Below are 18,783 nucleotides of genomic sequence, written 5' to 3'. Positions count from 1 at the left end.
GTGGATCTTAACGTCGGTCGGTATTCAAAGCATTTTATTAGGCGTAGCATGGGTTGCAACATTTAAGACGAATAGCGTCTTTTATTGAATGCAGGCGTTCCAACATTTAAGACGAATAGCGTCTTTTATTGAATGCAGGCGTTCCAACAAGGAGTACCAGATGCAACCTAAATTTACTGTTCAAATTGATTCTTTCAAGAAAATTAAGCAGATCGATAATGCGTGGTCTGATTCTGACTATAAAGCCATGCTCGCGTTGATGGGCTTTGATGATGATGTCGAAGCGATGAGTTCGTCGGAGCTGCGCGAAATGTGCATGATGTCATTTAACGATCAAACACCTCAAGAGGCGGCAGCGATTGTACTAACACATCTTTTCCCTGAGTTGACAGAAGGTAAGGTAGATCAAATAAGTCACGACATGCTGGATGATCGCGCTTGGGAGCAGTATCCAAACTGCCTTTATCACGAATCTTTGTTTAGCGCCTACGCACTGTTGCGAGAAGCCTTCAATGGGACCTTTGCGCAGCCAACGGGTGTTGCATTAGAGCTGACGGTATCGGCGGCCAATGACGAGGATATGGAGATTTTTGATACCTCACCGCAGTCTGCGATGGTGCGTTTATTGGCCAACGGTCAAAGTGAAGATGCTTTAATACACCGCCTTTATGAAGATCAGATACAAGGTGATACGTTCGCAGAAGCACCTGGCATTATTTGGCAGCTGCAACAAATCACTGATAACGGCTCATCTCGTCAATTCAGCTTGCTGAGCTCTGAGTTTTGGTTTGGAAGTTTTGAAGACATCGAAACATTTGAAGCTACATCACATGCGGATTCTTAAATTTCAATAACCTCCACTGACATTTTTTGCAATCAGCCAGCTTTATTAACAGCTGGCTTTTTTATAATGCCATTAAAGTGGCATAGCCATATTTTGGTTCTTTGATTGTAGTCTACATTTTCAGCATCCTAATCCTAGATAAGGTACCTGCTTACTAAAAAGTAAATTTCGTAATTACACTAATCAATAGTATTTTCAGACTTATCTGCCGCGGCATCCATTTTAACGGATTTGACGGCTTGATCTGTTACCAAGCAGAGTCCTTTAGCATGCTCGACGGCATCGCCAGCACTTTGAATAAAAGCAAAAGGTACTTGGTAATCAGCATATTCATTGGCTGCGGACGTGATTTTTTCCGATCGATCGTTCGGTTTTAAGTCACGAATATAAACGGCTAAGATCCTGTCTGGATAAGCTTTAGCAATCTTTAAATAAGCGTAAACATCCTGCTGTCCTGAATCACCGACCAAGACTAATTTTAAGTTTGGGTATGTTTTTAAGATGGTTTTGATACGATCAGTTTTATAATCTTGGTGGCCACTTTTAAACCAGCGATCTTCACGTAAGCCAAAATCTTTTAGCAATATTGGCCCTTTTGGAAGGTTGTTGATACGTATAAATTCGGCGATCAAATCGTAAATATTCCACGGGCTGCTGGAGACATAGAAAAACGGGTTATTAGCGTTACCCGTAGTGCCTTTATGCAAGGCGCTGTAAAACTCCGACGTGCCAGGTAATAGCGTGCGACTGTGGGCATTGTTGAACAGGACGGTTTTTGTATGTTTCAAAAAGCTTGTGGCACCTGTGTGCATGATGGTGTCGTCCACATCGCTGACTACGCCAAACTCGGTATTATCATCAGGTATGGATATCTCTGCCACGGTATACATTTGCGCTTTGGGCAGCCCAGTGTCAGCGGGTTGTAACGTGACTTTTGTCCAAGGTTGTTCGACATCTTTTTTGGGTGGAGTAGGCCATCGGTAGTGAAAATAGCCATTGCCATCGGTATAGACATTACGTTTGTCAGCACCAAGTGTCAGTTGAATTTCTGTGAAAGGGATTTCCGCGCTCTGGTAACGACGCATCATGTGTACGAAGTTTTTCCAGTTACTGTCCTCGATGGTTCCTTGCACACCCTTGGCTTCTAACAATCGACCGGAAACCCATAATTCATCTCTCGTACCGTAGGTCATATAAGGCTCTACGACCACTGGTGCGTAGCCACGCCAACGCTTGAAGCGATGCTTGAGCTTGTCATAGCGCCTCTCAAGGCGGTATACACATCGGCGAACAGTTTTATGCATTCTAAATAAGGCCTGATGATAGTTGAACGGTGGTTTATGCTGTGAGGCTATCAAATATGCTACGTATAGTAAAAAATAACGTACTAGTCTTGTCTTTGATGACCATTGTTCGATGAATTATAGGGGGATGAAGCCGTATTCTTTGAACATTGTGTTTTTAGCGTACTTCTTTGCATATTCGAAGAAAGTCATCCAATCATTGAGACAGCGATAAGTTACTGCGTCATTATTAGTTTACACGTTACGAAAGGAGTAAATGAAGATGAGCAAAGATGTTGCTGAAGTAATCGTTGAAACATTGGCTAACGCTGGCGCAAAGCGCTGCTACGGCGTTGTTGGTGATACAATCAACCACTTTACAGATAAAATTCGAACCTCTGAAATAGACTGGGTTCATGTGCGTCATGAAGAGGTTGGGGCATTTGCTGCTGGCGCAGAAGCCTACATGACTCAAGAATTAGCGCTTTGTGCAGGAACATGTGGCCCAGGCAGTCTTCACTTCATCAATGGTATTTTTGAATCTCATCGAAATGGATCGCCCCTAGTATTTATTGCTTCGAACGTGGATCGCCAAGAAGAGGGGCTTAATTTTCCTCAAGAAGTTGATCAAACCAAGCTATATGAACAATGCTCTGTGTTTTGTGAAAGAATATCTCATCCTGATCAAGCTCAACGAATTGTCACGCAAGCGGCTCAAGCAGCATTAGCCCATCAAGGTGTGGCCGTTGTGGTTGTAAATGGTGATATGTTCAAAGAAAAGATGCACAGTGATATGCATTGGTCAGTGCATCGAACTCAGCCTGTTACTCACCCAAATCCCGAAGAGATGGATAAGCTAGTTGGGCTTATCGATGAGGCCGAAAAGATTACGCTCTATGCGGGCATTGGTGCAAAAGGTGCCAACGAAGAGCTTATTCGATTAGCGAAATGTCTTAATGCTCCGATCGTCCACAGTACGCGCTCCAAAGAATTTATTGAGCCAAATAACCCTTTTAATGCTGGAATGACAGGGATTTTGGGTAATAAAGCAGGAATGGAAGCCGTTCTGGATTGTGACCTATTAATTTGTTTGGGAACGGATTTTGCCTATACACAGTTCTACCCGACAAATGCCAAAATCGCACAGGTTAATCTCGATACCACCCATCTGGGTAAACGCTGCCCAATTGACTTGGGTTTGACGGGTGATGTAAAGGCAACCATCCAACAGCTGTTGCCAAAATTGAGTCAACGCAGCGATGAAGCCCATCTCGATAAAGCTCTAAAGCAATGGCAAAAAGATTTAGAGGGTTATCGCAAAGAAGAAGTTTCAGATCACTCTTTGATACATCCCCAAACAGTGACACGAAGACTTAATGAGTTAGTCGGTGATAATGCTATCTTTACCGCAGATGGTGGCTCACCAATGGTATGGTTATTGCGCCATTTAGAAGCAAAAGGGTCACGCCGTTTTCTTACTAGTTTATCTCATGGCACTATGGCCAATGCTTATCCCCAGGCAATGGGGATTGCGAAAGCGTATCCTGATCGTCCAGTCATCGCACTTTGTGGTGACGGCGGCATGACCATGTTGATGGGGGATTTATTAACCTTGGTGCAGGAAAATATCCCAGTAAAACTGCTTATTTACAACAATGAATCCCTTGGTTTTGTTGAAATGGAGCAGCGCGTTGAAGGGCAGCTAGACAGCTTCACTAAGTTGCAAAACCCTGATTTTGCAGAAGTAGCGAAAGCAATGGGCTTGGATGCTTGGCGGGTTGAGAAGCCGGAAGACATTGATAACGCCATGAAACAATGGCTAGCTTCAGACAAACCTGCTTTGCTGGATGTCAAAGTCAGCCCTATGGAGCTTGTTATGCCTCCTAAAATTGAGGCAGGCCAAGTTGCTTCAACCGCCTTGTTCGGTATTAAAGCGGTACTAAACGGTCGTATGAGTGAAGTGACAGATTTGCTTAAAGATAACTTTCTTCGCTAAAAATCGAGCTCATTGAAGTGATTTTTACGCAATCAGAACTCCCCATGAACAGCAACCATGTTCATGGGGATTTTTTGACCTCTATTTCTGCTAGAGATATGGGCGAAGAAATCGAGACACTGGCCAAGCAATTCGCCAGCTAAAAAGAAACGCTCATCTTTCTCTTGGCTGTTTATTCGGTCGTTGAGTCCTCTTCGCGACTCGTTAAGCTCAAAGGTTCCTTAAACGTCAGTGTGCGATATGGGAACGGAATTTCAATACCAGCGTTATCAAGTCCATATTTGATGGCAGTAACGACTCGATCGCGACTTACATGCATGCTTAGCGGGTCAGATTTCGCCCACCAGCGCACGGTAAAATCCAGCGAAGAAGCGTTAAATTCTCGGGCGTATACTTCAATACCGCGGTCTTGATCGATCTCTTCAATGTTTTCAAGTGCTCCAATGATGACCTCACGTGCTTTGTTAACATCCTCACCGTAGGCCACACCAACGACAAGGTCGAAACGCCGTATTGCAAGGTCTGTCAGTATATAAACAGGGTTTTTAAACAAAAAACTGTTCGGCACGACAATAAGTTGATCATCGACTTCACGAAGATAAGTTTCTCTAACTGTAATTTTTTCAACTCGACCGCTAATGCCTTCGCACTCGATGTAATCGTTGATGCGCATAGGCTTTCGAAGCATGATCAAGATACCCGCAAAAAAGTTTTCGAAGATATCTTTAAACGCCAACCCAACAGCAACGGAGCCTAGGCCTAATACTGTAAGTAATTTGGCCGGAGTGAGGCTTGGGAATATAACAGTGACCGCAAGCAATACACCTATCGTCCATAGGGTTACTTTCGTTAAGGTAATAAATAGGTCTCGTAACGAAGGGCGTATATTGGAGCGTTTGAAAGATTGTCTGAGTAGGTGTGTTAAAACAGCGGATACACACCAAGTAAGGAATAAAACGATGGCGGCAATAAAGAACAAAGGCAACATTTCAATTGTTCCCAGCCACATGCTGTGAGCTTTCTCTTGCAGAGGCTCCATAAATTTCATCAGTATACTCCTTAAAATGACTGAAACTTGAATGCCAGCGCTCAGATTGGGGATGAATTCTAGGTCGATTATAGAACAAAGTAGGCACGCCTCCCACGCAAAAGAATTGATTTTGAGGTATCCCTTGGACTAGAAAAATACGTGTAGAGAAATGAAATGGAAAGAATGAACAGTATCCATAAAAAATAAAGCAATTTATTTTAGTTTTATGATCTGGGTGAATATCAGGCGCACTGCTACTGCAGTGCGCCGCGAGCCCAAAGTATGTACTTGTCTCGATCTAATGGACTGATGCCACGGTAAGCAGTAGTTTGTCCTTGTTCGGGCGAGCAGATCTCATAGCCTGATAAGCGTGTGCTCATTTTTGCATGGCCCCCACTCAATGAAGCGAGTTTTATTGCGTAGTCTAGTGATGTAGCAGCAGGGAATTTTCCTCGTATGATGACGCGATTTCCTTGGAACTCTGGAGCGTCAAAATGCCCGCGCATTTTAGTGATGTCACTGGTGAGGGTACCAAGCAGCTCACTATCCGCTTGAATCTGAAAATCTAGAATAGGCTCGAGTAAATCGGTATCAGACTCGTTTAAACCATTCATGATCGCCATCGGTGTGGCAATTATAAAGTCACCAGGGCGGCTGTGTTGAACATGATCGGAGCCATCGATGAGGGTAATCTTAACATCCGTGATGCTCCAACCTTTGATACCTTGTTTTAACGCTTTAGCGAGATTGGCTTGAATCTCATTTTGATACTTTGCAGCGATTTGATTAACGCTGACTTTTGATTCGTAATGCACACCTGAGCCTCTTTGAGCTGGCTCAATCAAGAACCTTACAATAGCCCAACAAGGTTTCGGCATCCAGTAACACTCGTACCCTTCAACAGGTTGGGTCGGAGTTTCTTTATAGATAATACTGGGTTGCTTGAATGTAGCTTGAATAGCAAAACGCTGTTGAAGTATTGCTTGCAACACTTCTACTTGAATCCAGCCATTGATGTTGACGTGAAGCTCTCGTTGTTCGACTAGCCATTCAAGATTAAGCAGCGGATCTTCATCAGCGAGCTCCGTTAGTGCACTTGCCAGCGCGCTAAAATCTTTTTCATTATCTGGTATTACTTGAACGGTTAAAAGTGGCGCTGAGAGCTGATAGGCATCAGGAACAGCATCACCAAGCCCTAATATATCACCTATTTTTGCGGACTGGAGACCACTGACAACGCCAATATCACCTGCTTCGATACAATCCATATCTTGATATTTACCGCGTATCACACGCTTAACTTGGCTTGCTTTGTCTTCAATAACATATGCTTCGTGACTACGAGTAGCGTTGTGAATTTTATCTCTTGCGTTGAGAGTGCCTTCAAACACTCGAACATAAGCCATTTTGCCAATACGCTGATCATGCTCAATTTTAAAAACGATCGCTGAAAGTGCGGCATTATTATTTTGTTTAGCATTAGGTAAGTAATGAATTATGGCGTTTAGAAGTTCATTGATGCCAATTCCTGCTTTGGCAACACCCGTGAATACAGGATAAATTTCGTTGCAAGAAATAGCATGACTAAGTTTCTGGTCCACTTCCTCGAATGTTACTGGCACACTCTCTATAATGGCCTCAAGCAACTCATCATCTAACTCGGTCAAGCGTTCAAGCAACGGCTGTAACCATGGTTCAAGTTCTTCACTTGTGAATTGGCTAGGGCAGTTTGCTTTAAACCAGCTATCCGATATTCCGGCATTCGTTTGACCTAAGTTGCTTGGTTGCTGTAATAAGACAGCATTGGGGCTGAGATTTTGATGGATTTCAGCCATGACACGTTCAACATCTGCACCTGCTCGATCAAGCTTGTTTATAAAAATAAGTGTTGGGATATTGAGATACTGTAGCGCATCAAAAATGCTGCTGGTATTGGCTTGAACACCTTCGACTGAACTAACGACAAGAATGGCGCAATCTAACGCGCGCAAAGAGCGTTCCACTTCCGCACTAAAGTCAACATGCCCTGGGGTATCAATCAGATTGATTTGATGATCGTTCCAATAGAAGGTTTCTGTTGCTAATCGAACAGAAATGCCTCGCTCACGTTCTACTGTTAGAGAGTCCGTTGCTGTCGTACCGTCATCGACACTGCCCACTTTTCGAGTCGCGCCTGAAGCAAATAGCAACTGTTCAGTTAAGGTGGTCTTGCCAGCATCTACATGGGCCACAATGCCAATATTTTTACAAACCTTCGTCACGTGCAATCTCTAGCTAAAAATAAGCGCATAGTTTACTTTGGTTAATGCAGGAGTTCGAATGACAAAAGATTGTGAAGACAGTGAAAATAGGTATTAACGTTAATAAGTCGGATGTTTGGTCTTTAATCGACACAATCCAAGCTGAGCTTTTCAATTGCCTTAAACTAAAAAGAAGGATCTCATTTTTAAAAAATGGGTGAGATCATTCTTTGTCTAAATAACTACTTATAGACTATCTTTAATGTTTAAGCGAATCGTGTAGCGCTTTAAGACGCGCAGCTAGATCGTCTAGCTGTTCGTCTTGAACTTGAGAAACACAAGCTCGAATGCCATCGGTATGCTCCGAACCGGTATTTGCTAAGGAAATTGCACTGATACCGAAGCACAACAGCGTTTTCATTAATGTGTCGCCATCCATGTCGGGATGAGACAAAGTGAAGTAAAAACCATCACTTAATGATTCGCCATTGTCATTTTCGTAAACCAACTTGAAGCCGTTTTCAAGAAACATTCGCTTCATCTTTTGAGCTCTATCTTTATAGATTTTTGTGATCTGCAAAAATGGAAGCTCGCCATCACTGGCAGCCTTTAACATTGCGGCCAACCCATATTGTGCTGAGTGAGTGACACCCGAAGAAAAGTTATGCAAAGCCCCTAATGTGATGGCTTTACCAAACAGAGTTTGACCAAGTGATGGTTTTAATGTCGGGCATTCTCGCGCAAACAGTGCGTCTGATATCACTAAACAACCGACCCTTTGACCTGCATAGCTGAATACCTTAGAGCTAGAAATCAGCAATATATGTTGGTCTGTATAGAGGGCAATGCTTGGTTGGAATGGTGCTTGGAAAGGCTTTGCATAGTCCTTTCGATAGTCCATTCCGAAATACGCCAAATCTTCAATGACAATAACATCATAACGCTTTGTTACTTTGGCAATGATTTGCAGTTCTTTCTCATCAAAGCAAATCCAAGCTGGGTTATTGGGGTTTGAGTAAAGCAGCGTTGTATACTCTCCACTAGATAAGTGTTTTTCTAACGCCTCTTCAAGTGCATCACCCCTGTGTTCGTAAACATCAAAGCTTCCCCATTGTTGCCCTAGCATTGTCAATTGACGCTTTTGGTTAGGAAACCCAGGATCAATAAACAGTGTTTTTCCATTTTCGCGAAGTCGGTTTGCCACCACAAATGAGGCTAGGGCGCCTTGAGCAGAACCAACGGTTGGAAAACACCCAGCTTGATCTACTTGAATATTTAGAAATGCTTTACAGAAGCGACTAATCTCATGCTTTAAAGATGAAACACCCTCAATCATAGGATATTTAGACGCTACACCAGATTTTAAGGCTGTGATTTCAGCCTCAATCCCAATTGAAGGAGCCTCTAGGCCTGGTACGCCCATTTCCATTCGAATAAACCGCTGCCCTGACTCGGTTTCAAGTTGATTAACCAAGGACACCAGCTCTCGAATACCTGCACGAGAAAGTGCAGAGATGTTTGCTTTGTCTAATGCGTTGTTGATCAGTTCTTTGTCGATAAGAGTTGTCATTGAATAAGCTTCATTATCAAATTTGTGAATGTTTGAAAGATGCTAACTCAACCCACCTAGTAGAATGTAACGATTAAAATGCATCAAATCACAAGATAAAATTGCGGAAAATAAATTGAAGGGGTTGCTACAGTACAACGAAGTGCCTTAGAGGCGGGCGTTTTGACAACACTCCGGCAGCCACTATTGATACTGAAAACTCGAATGTTCTAACGTTTCATTTGGATAGGTCTTAATAGACTATTCATTTTAATATAAAACAATCAATAGTTTTTAAATTTTTTAGGGTACGAGTCAATAAAACTCGTACCCTAAAAATGTATTATCGGTATTCTGGATAATCGGTATAACCATTTTCATCACCACCAAATAACGTTGAACTATCCAGTTCTGCTAGTGGTTGCTCATGCTTAAAACGTTTTACCAAGTCTGGATTAGAGACAAAAGGTCTTCCGAACGCGACTAAGTCTGCATAGCCTTTCTGAAGTATTTTTTTTGCTAGTTCTTGGTTGTAGCTGCCGGCAACAATAATAGTATTGGTAAAGAGCTCACGAAGCTCAATACGAAAGCTCTCAGGGATAATTGGAGCGTCATCCCAGTCGGCTTCCGACAAATGTAGATAAGCAATATCACGTGATTGAAGCTGTTTTGATGCCTCCAAGATCGTCGGCACAATATCTGGGCAGTTCATATCCTTAAACGTGATAAAAGGGGCCAGACGAACACCGATCTTATCAGCTCCAATGACTTCACTAACGGCATCAACTATTTCTAGTAAAAAACGAATACGGTTTTCTCGTATGCCACCATAGTTGTCATTTCTATGATTAGAGTTGGTGCGTAAGAACTGGTCAATCAGATAACCATTGCCACCATGAATCTCCACACCATCAAAGCCCGCCTCAATTGCGCATTTTGCTGCATTAGCAAAATCACTCACGACACGGTTAATATCTGATTGCGTCATAGCTCGTGGTTCCACGCAATCTACCATGTTGCCATTACCTTGCTCGTCGGCTATCCATACTTTTGTTTCAACAGGCTTACATGCTGAAGGTGCAATGGGTTGCTCACCATTTTGAAAAACAGGGTGAGAAACACGACCAACATGCCATAGTTGACAGAACATTGCGGCACCTTGCTGCTTTACTGCCTTAGTAACAGCTTTCCAGCCAGTGACCTGCTCATTAGTATATACCCCCGGTGTGAATGAATAACCTTGTGAGTCATCAGAGATTTGCGTTGCTTCAGAGATAATTAAGCCTGCCGTGGCACGTTGTTTGTAATACGTTGCCATCATTTGATTTGGAATATTACCTGGCTGACTAGTTCGTGCACGAGTCATTGGTGCCATCACTATACGGTTCTGTAGTGCCAACTTTTTAATGTGTGTCGGCTCGAATAGAGTGTTCATGGTTACCTTCTTATTTACGTAATAGTGTTTATTGCTAACAGATTAGATCTAACTTTACACGCCAGTGATGCAGTACAATTGAGTACTAATCGAAATGCGTTCTGTTAGCACTTACTATTAATACCCCATATATTGTGTCGCATTGGCCCACTTTGTTGCCTGCTGAGATGACGTCATTCTCCTGTCATCACTTCGATAAGGAGATTATAAGTATTGAATTTGATATTTATAATTGAGTAATATTTGAATTTATTATTCAAGTAATCCGAATAATGATATTTGAGGAGAGGGTATGGACAAGTTTTCTGATATGACATTGTTTGTCAGTATCGTTAAAAATCAGGGCCTGGCTGCAGCCGGCAGAGAGCTAGGCTTATCCCCCGCAACTGTAACGGCAAGAATGCAAGCTTTAGAAAGCCGCTATGGGGTTAAATTGCTTAACCGTAGTACCCGACATATTTCTCTGACAGACGCAGGTGCTATGTACCATCAATCCTGTATAGACATTATTGACAGGGTTAAGGAAACGGAAAATATACTCCATACAGGAATAATTGAGGTTCGGGGAACTTTGAAAATCTGTGCCCCTAGAGACATTGGAAAACAGTACATTTCACCTATTATTTCAGAATTTTGTGAATTGTATCCTGATGTGATCCCTTACCTATATTTGAACGACAACCTATCTAACGTGATGGAATCTGGTCTAGATTTAGTCATTCGTTACGGTGAATTAGCAGACAGCAACCTCGTTTCTCGTAAGCTTGTCTCTAGTCAACGGGTTTTATGTGCATCTCCAAAGTATCTAAGAAAAAGAGGTACTCCGATAATTCCACAAGACTTAGTAAACCATGACTGCTTAGTAATGGTACGTAGTAACGAAGAGCTAAAAACATGGTATTTTCAAGATGCCGAGCATCGTAAAGCGATTACTGTGATACCGAAGCGTTTTTCAGATGATGGTGAAATTATTAGGCAGTGGGCACTAGATGGCATAGGTATCGCTATGAAATCATATATTGATGTGCAAGAAGATATAAAAACACAGAGATTGGTTACTGTACTCAACGCTTATACAAAGAACTTTAATTCGTCAACTTCATCTGCTGGGGCTGACTTAAATGTTATTTATCCAAGTCGTCAGCATCAACCTAAAAGACTTCGCTTGTTTGTTGATTTTTTGATCGCTCATTTTTCTGAAAATACTTAGTGTCTTGTGTGCTTGGTTCAAATTTTTATGGCTTATAAAAACTCAAACTTGAAAATGAGTTGAGGCATAACAAAGTAGTGAGTGTGCCCACTATCGTGGTGATCACAACCGACAGTAGCGACCCAATCAATACGTATTCAGTCATGCTGCGATCATCGGATTTATTTAGCTCGCCAAAACGAAAGATGGATTTTGCGGCAATAACAAAGCCTACGGCGGTATAGCTTCCGGTTAATGTAAACGTCAAAATGAGTGTTCGCTCTAAATAACCGATTAGTTCACCTCCGGCGATGAGACCATTGGCTTGTGTGCTGCCTTGGCTTGATAAGGGGTATTTCTTCAAGATACTGCCTATCACAATCGATGTTGGTTTTAAGATCAACAAATATGCGAACGATACCAGCATGACATTATCAAGGTTTTTGCTTTGAACTAGGGCCGCTACTGAGACACCATCGCTGAGAAAAAAAGCTATGCAAACAAGAACGAGGATATGTAAGACTTGGTCAATCAAAAAATACGAAAAAGAGTCACCTTTTGGCATGACGACTTTCCAGAGGTCAATCGCGAAATGTGTGGTGGTAACCAGCGCTATCGCATAGATGATAAGAGTCCAATCAATTCCGAATATCAACGCTGGAAAGATCAACCCTGCGCCATGTAGCAGGGAGTGGATATACAGAGCCCAAGATCTGTATTTATGCGTTCGTTTTGCTATAACCCAGCTTTTGGGCTGCAAGTAAAAGTCGAAAATCACATGAATCAATAAGAACGACGCAATTAGACCGATGAAATCAGGCATTTTTGTATTCCAGCACGTGGTTTTTAAACCTTATGATCAGTTCATCGATCAGCTTCCAGCCAGAAGCTTTAAGGGATTTACTGGCGGTCGCGGTTGCAATATCAAGTTTGGTGGCAAGCTCACTGACAGTCAAATCATCATCACTTTGCAGCATCGTCAGGAGGACTTCACATTGGCGCGAGGTCAGCTCAGATAACTGTTTATCTAGATATTTAAGAAGCAGTTCAAAGTGCTCGGTGAGGGAAAGGCTATCAGACGTAAAAATAATCCGATCATTTTTAAGTGCTTTTAAAGCTCGTCCAGAGAGTATAAATGCCGTCCCCATTGATTCCGAAACTGAGCTACGTATATCTGCATGGGCGGCGATGGCAAGACTAATACGACTATCGAATGGTTTGCCTAGCGATTTTATAGCAACACGATACACGATCGCATAACGTAAAACATTCTCTATGTCTTGCTGGATCACGGTTTGAAATTCATCACCTCTGTCAATACTGTGAGCATTACTCGCATTTTTAGCGGTCACCCAAGCTTGCACAGTTTTAATCCTGTCTAACACTTCCTCAAACTGATGGGTGGTCAATTTAGTTGAGTTAACCAAATCACCCGTTATAACGGCTATTGAACTGTCGGTGTGCTGCACATCAGTGCTCCTAGACGGCATTTGTTAAAATTTAGCCAATTATAGCTAAAAATTCAAATTTTCCTTTTTATGGCTAATTTTTAACAGTTAGCCTATTTAGGCTTAATTTATATCGAACTAAAAATGTCATGGTGATGTCGACTGTGATCGCACTAAGCTACTGAATCTCGTGAGTAACTGTAGTTGCGACGCAGCTGAATCAGGGTTATCTATCACGCGCTTCCTGCGAATCGAAGAGTAAGAGGCTTGGCCCCAAGACTCGGTATATTATAAGCGATATTGTTTAGCGGATTATTGGCCTAAAGGACGAACCTTTTCGCCTAGTACATCGCATATATAAAGCATTTGTACGAGGACAATCATTGATACTAGCAATGGGGTAGATAAGGCTAAACCCTGTAAGCCGAAAATAGCCCCCATTAACATTTGGCCACTCAACATAACCGCTGGCGGAAGTGACACGGCTTTCGTTTGAACATAAGGCGTTAGAACATTACTTTCCAGTAGTTGTACTGAAAAATAAACAATAACAACATATAAAGCTTGGGTTGGGCTATCAATGAAGCCAACCAAAACAGCTGGAATAGCTGCTGCAATAGGACCAATAAAAGGCACAAATGACAGTAGGCCTGCTAACAAGGCGAGAGCCATCACTAATTGCATATCGAGTAACCAGAGACCTAGCGCTGTTAACACCCCGACAGCAGCCATTGATGTTGCTCGCCCGATTAACCACCATTTTAATGCATGGTAAACTGAGAGATTAACCTCGTTCAGTCGCTCGCGTTTGTCACGCGGAAACAAATACAAGAATCCCTGAATGTAAGGCTTTGGATGCAGGGCTAAGTAAAAACCAATAAAAAACATAACGAACAAATCAGCAAAGGCACCAAATATCGTTGAAAAAGCGCCGGTCACTTTGCCCATTAACTTTCCTGGTGACAATGGGGCTTGCTCCCACTGTTCTCGAGCCCAACTTATAAGGGGCTCTCCCCATGCTTGATTTTTTAGATACCCCTGTATCTGATTAAGACCACCGCTTAGTTGCTCACTTAATTGTACCATTTGGTCAGCAATAGCAGGGCCGGCCGTTAAAACAGCAAGCAGTGTGAGACCAAAAAATAAGGCGGTTACGAGTAATACTGAGCCCCATCTAGGTAGTGGCAAAATTGCTTGAAGCGGACTAGCAAGGCCAGTCAAAAACACACCAAACAAAACGCCGCCAAAAATCAATACAAGCACATAAGCTAAATGCCAGAGTAATAAAAATAGGCTCAACGCTACGGTAATAATACCTACGGTAGCCAACAAGCGCCGCAAATATTGGCTATATTCAGATCCCATCTATTACATCCTTTGTTTGTGTAGACATCTCGACAAGGAGAAAAATTAAATAAACCGTGACACTTCGCTACAACAACCAAAGCACAGCGAGAAGTGACGTAAAGTAAGTCGTACCGCGACAATATCAGATTCATGCCTGCTTAGACCAATGTATAAGTTGTTACATAGTATATGCTTGATAATTATGATTCGTTAAGGCAACACTGTTTAAGGCATTGATTTCAACTGTGGTATGAATTTTTACAGAGGTTGGGGTGACATCAGGAAGGAGATAGAACCAGAATCTGAGACTCTGGTCCAAAAAGTACTAGTTTTGCGAGTATTTCACTCGGATTTTACTGTCATCAATGTTGGCATGGTGCAGATTTTTTAGTGCTGTATCCGCTTCTTTTTGATCTGGCATTTCAACAAAGGCAAAGCCTTTGGACAAACCTGTTTCTTGGTCTAATACCAAGGTGCATTCTTCAACAGTGCCATGAGCAGTGAAAAGAGTGCGAATTTGTTCTTCAGTTGTGGTGCGCGCAAGGTTGCGGACTAAAAGTTTCATAGAGATGTTTGCCTATTGTAATTAGTGTCTATTATCTCAGTTCTGTATGACCAAACCAAGTAAAGAATAAAATCCATCATTACTTAGCGGTGATAGAAAATGCTTGAATGGCAAAGAGTAGGGGCGAGGCTGTGGTGAATTGAGCTGCTTTTGAGTATTACGCTGGTGCAAAGCAAATGCGGAACTAAAAAAACACCGAGAGCGCCGGTTGTGACAGTCTCGGTGTGAAGGGACTATTGTCCATTACCTTTTAGGGGAAGGTATTTAAAAGTCGAAAAACTTTCTATTAGAAGCTGTACTGAGCAGAGTACATTACACGAGTAGCATCTGCATCGCCGCCATTGTAGTAATCGCTCTTGAAGTAACCAACCTCAACGCCCATCATAACGTTGTCAACTGGGTACCACATGTAGTTAACGAAAGCGTTAGAATTAGATTCGTTATTACCGCCAACGTTACCTAGGTCGTTATTCATATCGTCTAGGTCCATTTTCACTTTACCGTAAACAATATTCAGGTCACCATCACCCACTTTAGTGGATAAACCAATTGTGCCGCCATAAGCAGAAACTGTTTCTAGGTCGCCGTTATGAAGGTAAGCATCGGTTCCACCGAAGTTTCCACCTGAGCGGTATAGGTACGCGTTTGCGCCATCAGAATAGTTAATTGCAGCATGAAGTGTCACTGTACCCATGTTGACGTTAACGCCAGTAAATGCACCTACACCTACAGCAGACTCATCAGTAGTGCCATCATCAGATGCCAGCATGCGGCCTAAACCTGCTACGACAAAATTTACATTATCACTTGCAGAGCCTTCATAACGTGCAGTGAATGTAGGCATGCTAGACTTAGTTGTAGCGCCATTACCTAGGTTTGGATAGTAGTCTTTCTCTAAAGAGAACGACATGCCGCCATCAGTGTAACGTACTTGTTCAACACGATCCTGTACACCTGGGCTACCCGCAGTTGAATCGAAATCTAGAGTCGGTGTCCAGCCAGTCCAGCTGTTGTAGTTAGACCAAGTTTTACCAACAGTCCATTTTTCGTAAGAACCGTAAGCATGGCGTAGACGGAAAGTGCCACCACGGAAATCACCCTCAACAACGACTTTAGCGCCGTCTTTGTGTTGAGCAGAGATACCAATACGAGATTGCTGTGCATCAGCGTCAAAGTGACCTTCAGCTACATTATTAGCATCTGTTAATCCGCTGAATTGGCCAGCTTGAGTTGTAGAGCCGATGTCTTCGTTAACGTCATAAACAGCGTTTAGTTGAGCGTAGCCGTATACATTAGCTGTCACATCACCAGCATTGATATCAAATGCGTGAGCGGCTTGAGAAAGACCTAAAACACTTACACCTAGCGCTAAACATACTTTGGATTTGATCATAAATCGTTCCTATTTATTATTTATTCCGAGTTAATTTGTTATTGCCCAAATGTTTGGGGCAGAAATTAACAAATTCGTAATAAAACATATCATGCTTAAATTGTGCACGCCAATAGCAATTTATAAACAAAGTTTATTTAAATCTGATTTTTTAATTAAAAATGAATGTTGATTCGAACGGTCAGAACTCATTAACTGACATAGTATTACCACATCGATAAATATAAAACATATCTATATTTATCAGTAACTTATGATTTATATGTTTGAGTTTATTTAGCGTAATTCATTAATAAATTCATATATTAGGTTTCAATAAAACGACAGTATGAACACTAATAACGACCAACAACTAATCAATTAAATTAATAAATTATGTGCAAAAAATATTTATACTTTTTTTATCTATTAATAATCATTAGTCTCAAAACGACAACTATTGAGTATTAGCGACAAAATTTACTTTCAACTCAATGTATTGCAACATGAAAATCAAGGTGACCTGATCAACTAATTGATCAATAACACCTTTTTGCCGGTCAGCGTAAGAAGGGGTTGTAAGCCTGTTTGGTTTTCAAGTCTTAAGAAACACTACCTAGATCCGTTCGCTAAATACTTCACGAAATGAAGCAGCATTCTGTAAACATTACACAAGTGCTCTCCGAGCTCTTTATGAGCCTTTCATGACTACATAGTATGGGGAGACCGTTTAAATTGGATGGATTGATCACCTAGGTTAGGTGCATTTTCAAAATTAGGGATAAATATGAGTCTTATTGATACGCTCAAGCAGCACACTGAAAGCATCGTAAATTCAAAGCACATGCTAAAAGGCATCACTCTGGCGTCTTTTTTTGAGTCCACCATTGTCCCCATTCCTCTCGAGGCCGTGATGATTCCACTTATGCAGGCGCGACGGGAAAAGCTTTGGCTGATTGCCTTAATGGCGACCATTGGGTGTATCGTCGGTGCTATAGCTGGCTATGCATTGGGGTACTACTTGTTTGACTTGGTAGGAGACTGGATCATTGAAACGTTTTCAAATCAGGATCAATTTGAACAAATATCCAGCAGGATGGAAGATCAGGGCTTCTGGTTTGTTCTAACGCTTGGAATCGTCCCCATTCCTTTTCAAATTGCTATGTTAGCGGCAGGCGCGACGAAGTTTTCTTTGATGTATTTTCTGGTTGCGACTGCGATCGCACGTTCGCTGCGTTATTTCGGGTTGGCGCTAGTGGTATTTTTAGCCGGTAACAAAGCAGAAGAGCTTATAAGGACCTATAAAACGAAAGCTATTGTCATCATAACAGCAATCGTAGCATTGCTTTGGTGGCTATCTACTTTGATTTAAAAAAGGCATGGGGTGATTTGCCACATGCCTTTGTATCTTTATGAATTGGCTATTAGATACTAATCAGCACCGTCAGATTTAATCATCGTCATTCGCGTTAGCGATTCGGTCTAAGCGGTCTTGCTCTTCTTCAAAAGCAGCTTCAATCTCGATGAGAACAGAATCTACATCCGCTTCTTCTTCCGGCTCATCGAAATGACCTGTTAACACCGTTTCGGTGGTTAACTTGCCAGCTTCGTAGATCGACCAAATTTCTTTCGCGTATTTTGTCTCTAACAGTTCGGGAGCGAAGGTGCCGTAATAGTCACGCATATTGTTCACATCACGTTCTAACATCCATTCTGCGTGGTTGTTAGCAACCGCATCAACGGCTTGTGGTAAATCAATAATGACTGGTCCATGGGAGTCTACTAAAACATTAAACTCTGATAAATCGCCGTGAACTAAGCCAGCGCATAGCATGCGTACTACGTCATTAATAATTTGTGCATGGTCTGCACGCGCTTGCTCAGGCGTGAGTACCACATCATTAAGACGAGGAGCGACTTCACCGCTGTCATCTGTCACTAGTTCCATGAGTAAGACGCCATCAAAGCAGCCATAGGGCGTTGGTACACGCACGCCAGCTTGGGCTAGTTTGTATAACGCATCGACTTCAGCATTATGCCAAAGCGTTTCCTGCTCATCACGACCAAACTTAGAGCCTTTCTCCATGGCACGAGCGCGTCGACTGTTTCGTACCTTGCGACCTTCGCGGTATTGAACGGCTTGTTTGAAGCTGCGTTTGCCGGCATCTTTATACACTTTGGCACAACGAATGTCGGATCCACAGCGCACCACATAAACAGTTGCTTCTTTGCCACTCATTAATTGGCTGATCACATCGTCAATCAACCCATCTTCAACAAGAGGTTGAATTCGTTTAGGAATTTTCATTGGGTTCCTTTTGATAGGGTTTGACGACTCATAGCGCGAGTGTAGTTATAAATTGAAATGACTTGATACCTTGTAATCTGAATGGACAATGTTTCAAATAGCGAGTATCGGACGCTTGAACGCTTTATACAATAGCGCACCGCTTAAAAATTCATTTAACCATCAATTATAAGTAGA

General features: G+C 42.2%; 15 protein-coding genes. 4 read left to right on the top strand and 11 right to left on the bottom strand.

Features of this window, described 5'->3' with window-relative positions:
- Positions 1-160: 160 nt before the first annotated feature.
- A complete protein-coding gene (locus ACPUEK_RS12380; protein ID WP_425640945.1) occupies positions 161-844 on the top strand; it encodes a hypothetical protein in 684 nt (227 codons plus the stop codon).
- Positions 845-1,023: 179 nt separating this feature from the next.
- Here the strand turns inward: ACPUEK_RS12380 and ACPUEK_RS12375 are convergent, their stop codons facing one another.
- A complete protein-coding gene (locus ACPUEK_RS12375) occupies positions 1,024-2,148 on the bottom strand; it encodes an App1 family protein (protein ID WP_425640944.1) in 1,125 nt (374 codons plus the stop codon).
- A 262-nt stretch (positions 2,149-2,410) separates the two neighbouring features.
- Here ACPUEK_RS12375 and ACPUEK_RS12370 point away from each other — a divergent pair, with 262 nt between their 5' ends.
- Positions 2,411-4,123: a thiamine pyrophosphate-dependent enzyme gene (locus ACPUEK_RS12370; RefSeq protein ID WP_425640943.1), complete on the top strand. Its 1,713-nt coding sequence runs from the start codon at positions 2,411-2,413 to the stop codon at positions 4,121-4,123.
- A 172-nt stretch (positions 4,124-4,295) separates the two neighbouring features.
- Here ACPUEK_RS12370 and ACPUEK_RS12365 read toward each other — a convergent pair whose 3' ends face one another.
- The 4 genes from ACPUEK_RS12365 to ACPUEK_RS12350 form a co-directional block, all read right to left on the bottom strand.
- A complete protein-coding gene (locus ACPUEK_RS12365; RefSeq protein WP_425640942.1) occupies positions 4,296-5,171 on the bottom strand; it encodes a mechanosensitive ion channel family protein in 876 nt (291 codons plus the stop codon).
- 236 nt (positions 5,172-5,407) lie between these two features.
- A complete protein-coding gene (locus ACPUEK_RS12360) occupies positions 5,408-7,414 on the bottom strand; it encodes a GTP-binding protein (protein ID WP_197467809.1) in 2,007 nt (668 codons plus the stop codon).
- 238 nt (positions 7,415-7,652) lie between these two features.
- Positions 7,653-8,963, bottom strand: a complete 1,311-nt coding sequence (locus ACPUEK_RS12355; RefSeq protein ID WP_067219785.1) for an aminotransferase class I/II-fold pyridoxal phosphate-dependent enzyme — start codon at positions 8,961-8,963, stop codon at positions 7,653-7,655.
- A 322-nt stretch (positions 8,964-9,285) separates the two neighbouring features.
- The gene (locus tag ACPUEK_RS12350; protein ID WP_067037996.1) at positions 9,286-10,377 is read right to left on the bottom strand and encodes an alkene reductase; all 1,092 of its coding nucleotides are present in this window, start codon (positions 10,375-10,377) and stop codon (positions 9,286-9,288) included.
- Positions 10,378-10,669: 292 nt separating this feature from the next.
- Here ACPUEK_RS12350 and ACPUEK_RS12345 point away from each other — a divergent pair, with 292 nt between their 5' ends.
- Positions 10,670-11,587 carry a LysR family transcriptional regulator gene (locus ACPUEK_RS12345; protein ID WP_067219791.1) on the top strand — a complete coding sequence of 306 codons (918 nt, stop codon included), beginning with the start codon at positions 10,670-10,672 and terminating at the stop codon, positions 11,585-11,587.
- A 25-nt stretch (positions 11,588-11,612) separates the two neighbouring features.
- On the opposite strand, the gene ACPUEK_RS12340 is transcribed toward ACPUEK_RS12345, so the two are convergent.
- From ACPUEK_RS12340 to ACPUEK_RS12320, 5 genes are all read right to left on the bottom strand, one after another.
- Positions 11,613-12,389, bottom strand: coding sequence for a DUF3307 domain-containing protein (locus ACPUEK_RS12340; RefSeq protein ID WP_425640941.1), 777 nt, complete (start codon positions 12,387-12,389; stop codon positions 11,613-11,615).
- Entirely contained in the window at positions 12,382-13,035 is a 654-nt protein-coding gene (locus tag ACPUEK_RS12335) for a hypothetical protein (protein WP_425640940.1), read from the bottom strand. The genes ACPUEK_RS12340 and ACPUEK_RS12335 overlap by 8 nt, the downstream gene beginning before the upstream one ends.
- Before the next feature lie 291 nt (positions 13,036-13,326).
- Positions 13,327-14,379, bottom strand: a complete 1,053-nt coding sequence (locus ACPUEK_RS12330) for an AI-2E family transporter (protein ID WP_067219802.1) — start codon at positions 14,377-14,379, stop codon at positions 13,327-13,329.
- 307 nt (positions 14,380-14,686) lie between these two features.
- Positions 14,687-14,926 (bottom strand): RNA recognition motif domain-containing protein, encoded by a 240-nt coding sequence (locus ACPUEK_RS12325; RefSeq protein WP_067219805.1) that lies wholly within the window; start codon positions 14,924-14,926, stop codon positions 14,687-14,689.
- Positions 14,927-15,212: 286 nt separating this feature from the next.
- The gene (locus ACPUEK_RS12320; RefSeq protein WP_425640939.1) at positions 15,213-16,319 is read right to left on the bottom strand and encodes a DcaP family trimeric outer membrane transporter; all 1,107 of its coding nucleotides are present in this window, start codon (positions 16,317-16,319) and stop codon (positions 15,213-15,215) included.
- Positions 16,320-17,085: 766 nt separating this feature from the next.
- Here ACPUEK_RS12320 and ACPUEK_RS12315 point away from each other — a divergent pair.
- Complete coding sequence (locus ACPUEK_RS12315; RefSeq protein ID WP_067219812.1) at positions 17,086-17,670, top strand: YqaA family protein; 585 nt, start codon at positions 17,086-17,088, stop codon at positions 17,668-17,670.
- Between the two features lie 78 nt (positions 17,671-17,748).
- Here ACPUEK_RS12315 and ACPUEK_RS12310 read toward each other — a convergent pair whose 3' ends face one another.
- Positions 17,749-18,606 (bottom strand): PA4780 family RIO1-like protein kinase, encoded by an 858-nt coding sequence (locus ACPUEK_RS12310; RefSeq protein ID WP_067219815.1) that lies wholly within the window; start codon positions 18,604-18,606, stop codon positions 17,749-17,751.
- Between the last annotated feature and the right edge of the window lie 177 nt (positions 18,607-18,783).

The sequence above is a fragment of the Marinomonas gallaica genome (assembly GCF_049821165.1).
Classification (GTDB): domain Bacteria; phylum Pseudomonadota; class Gammaproteobacteria; order Pseudomonadales; family Marinomonadaceae; genus Marinomonas; species Marinomonas gallaica.
Note: the sequence above shows the minus strand (reverse complement) of the source record. Positions and strands in the feature narration are given on the sequence as shown.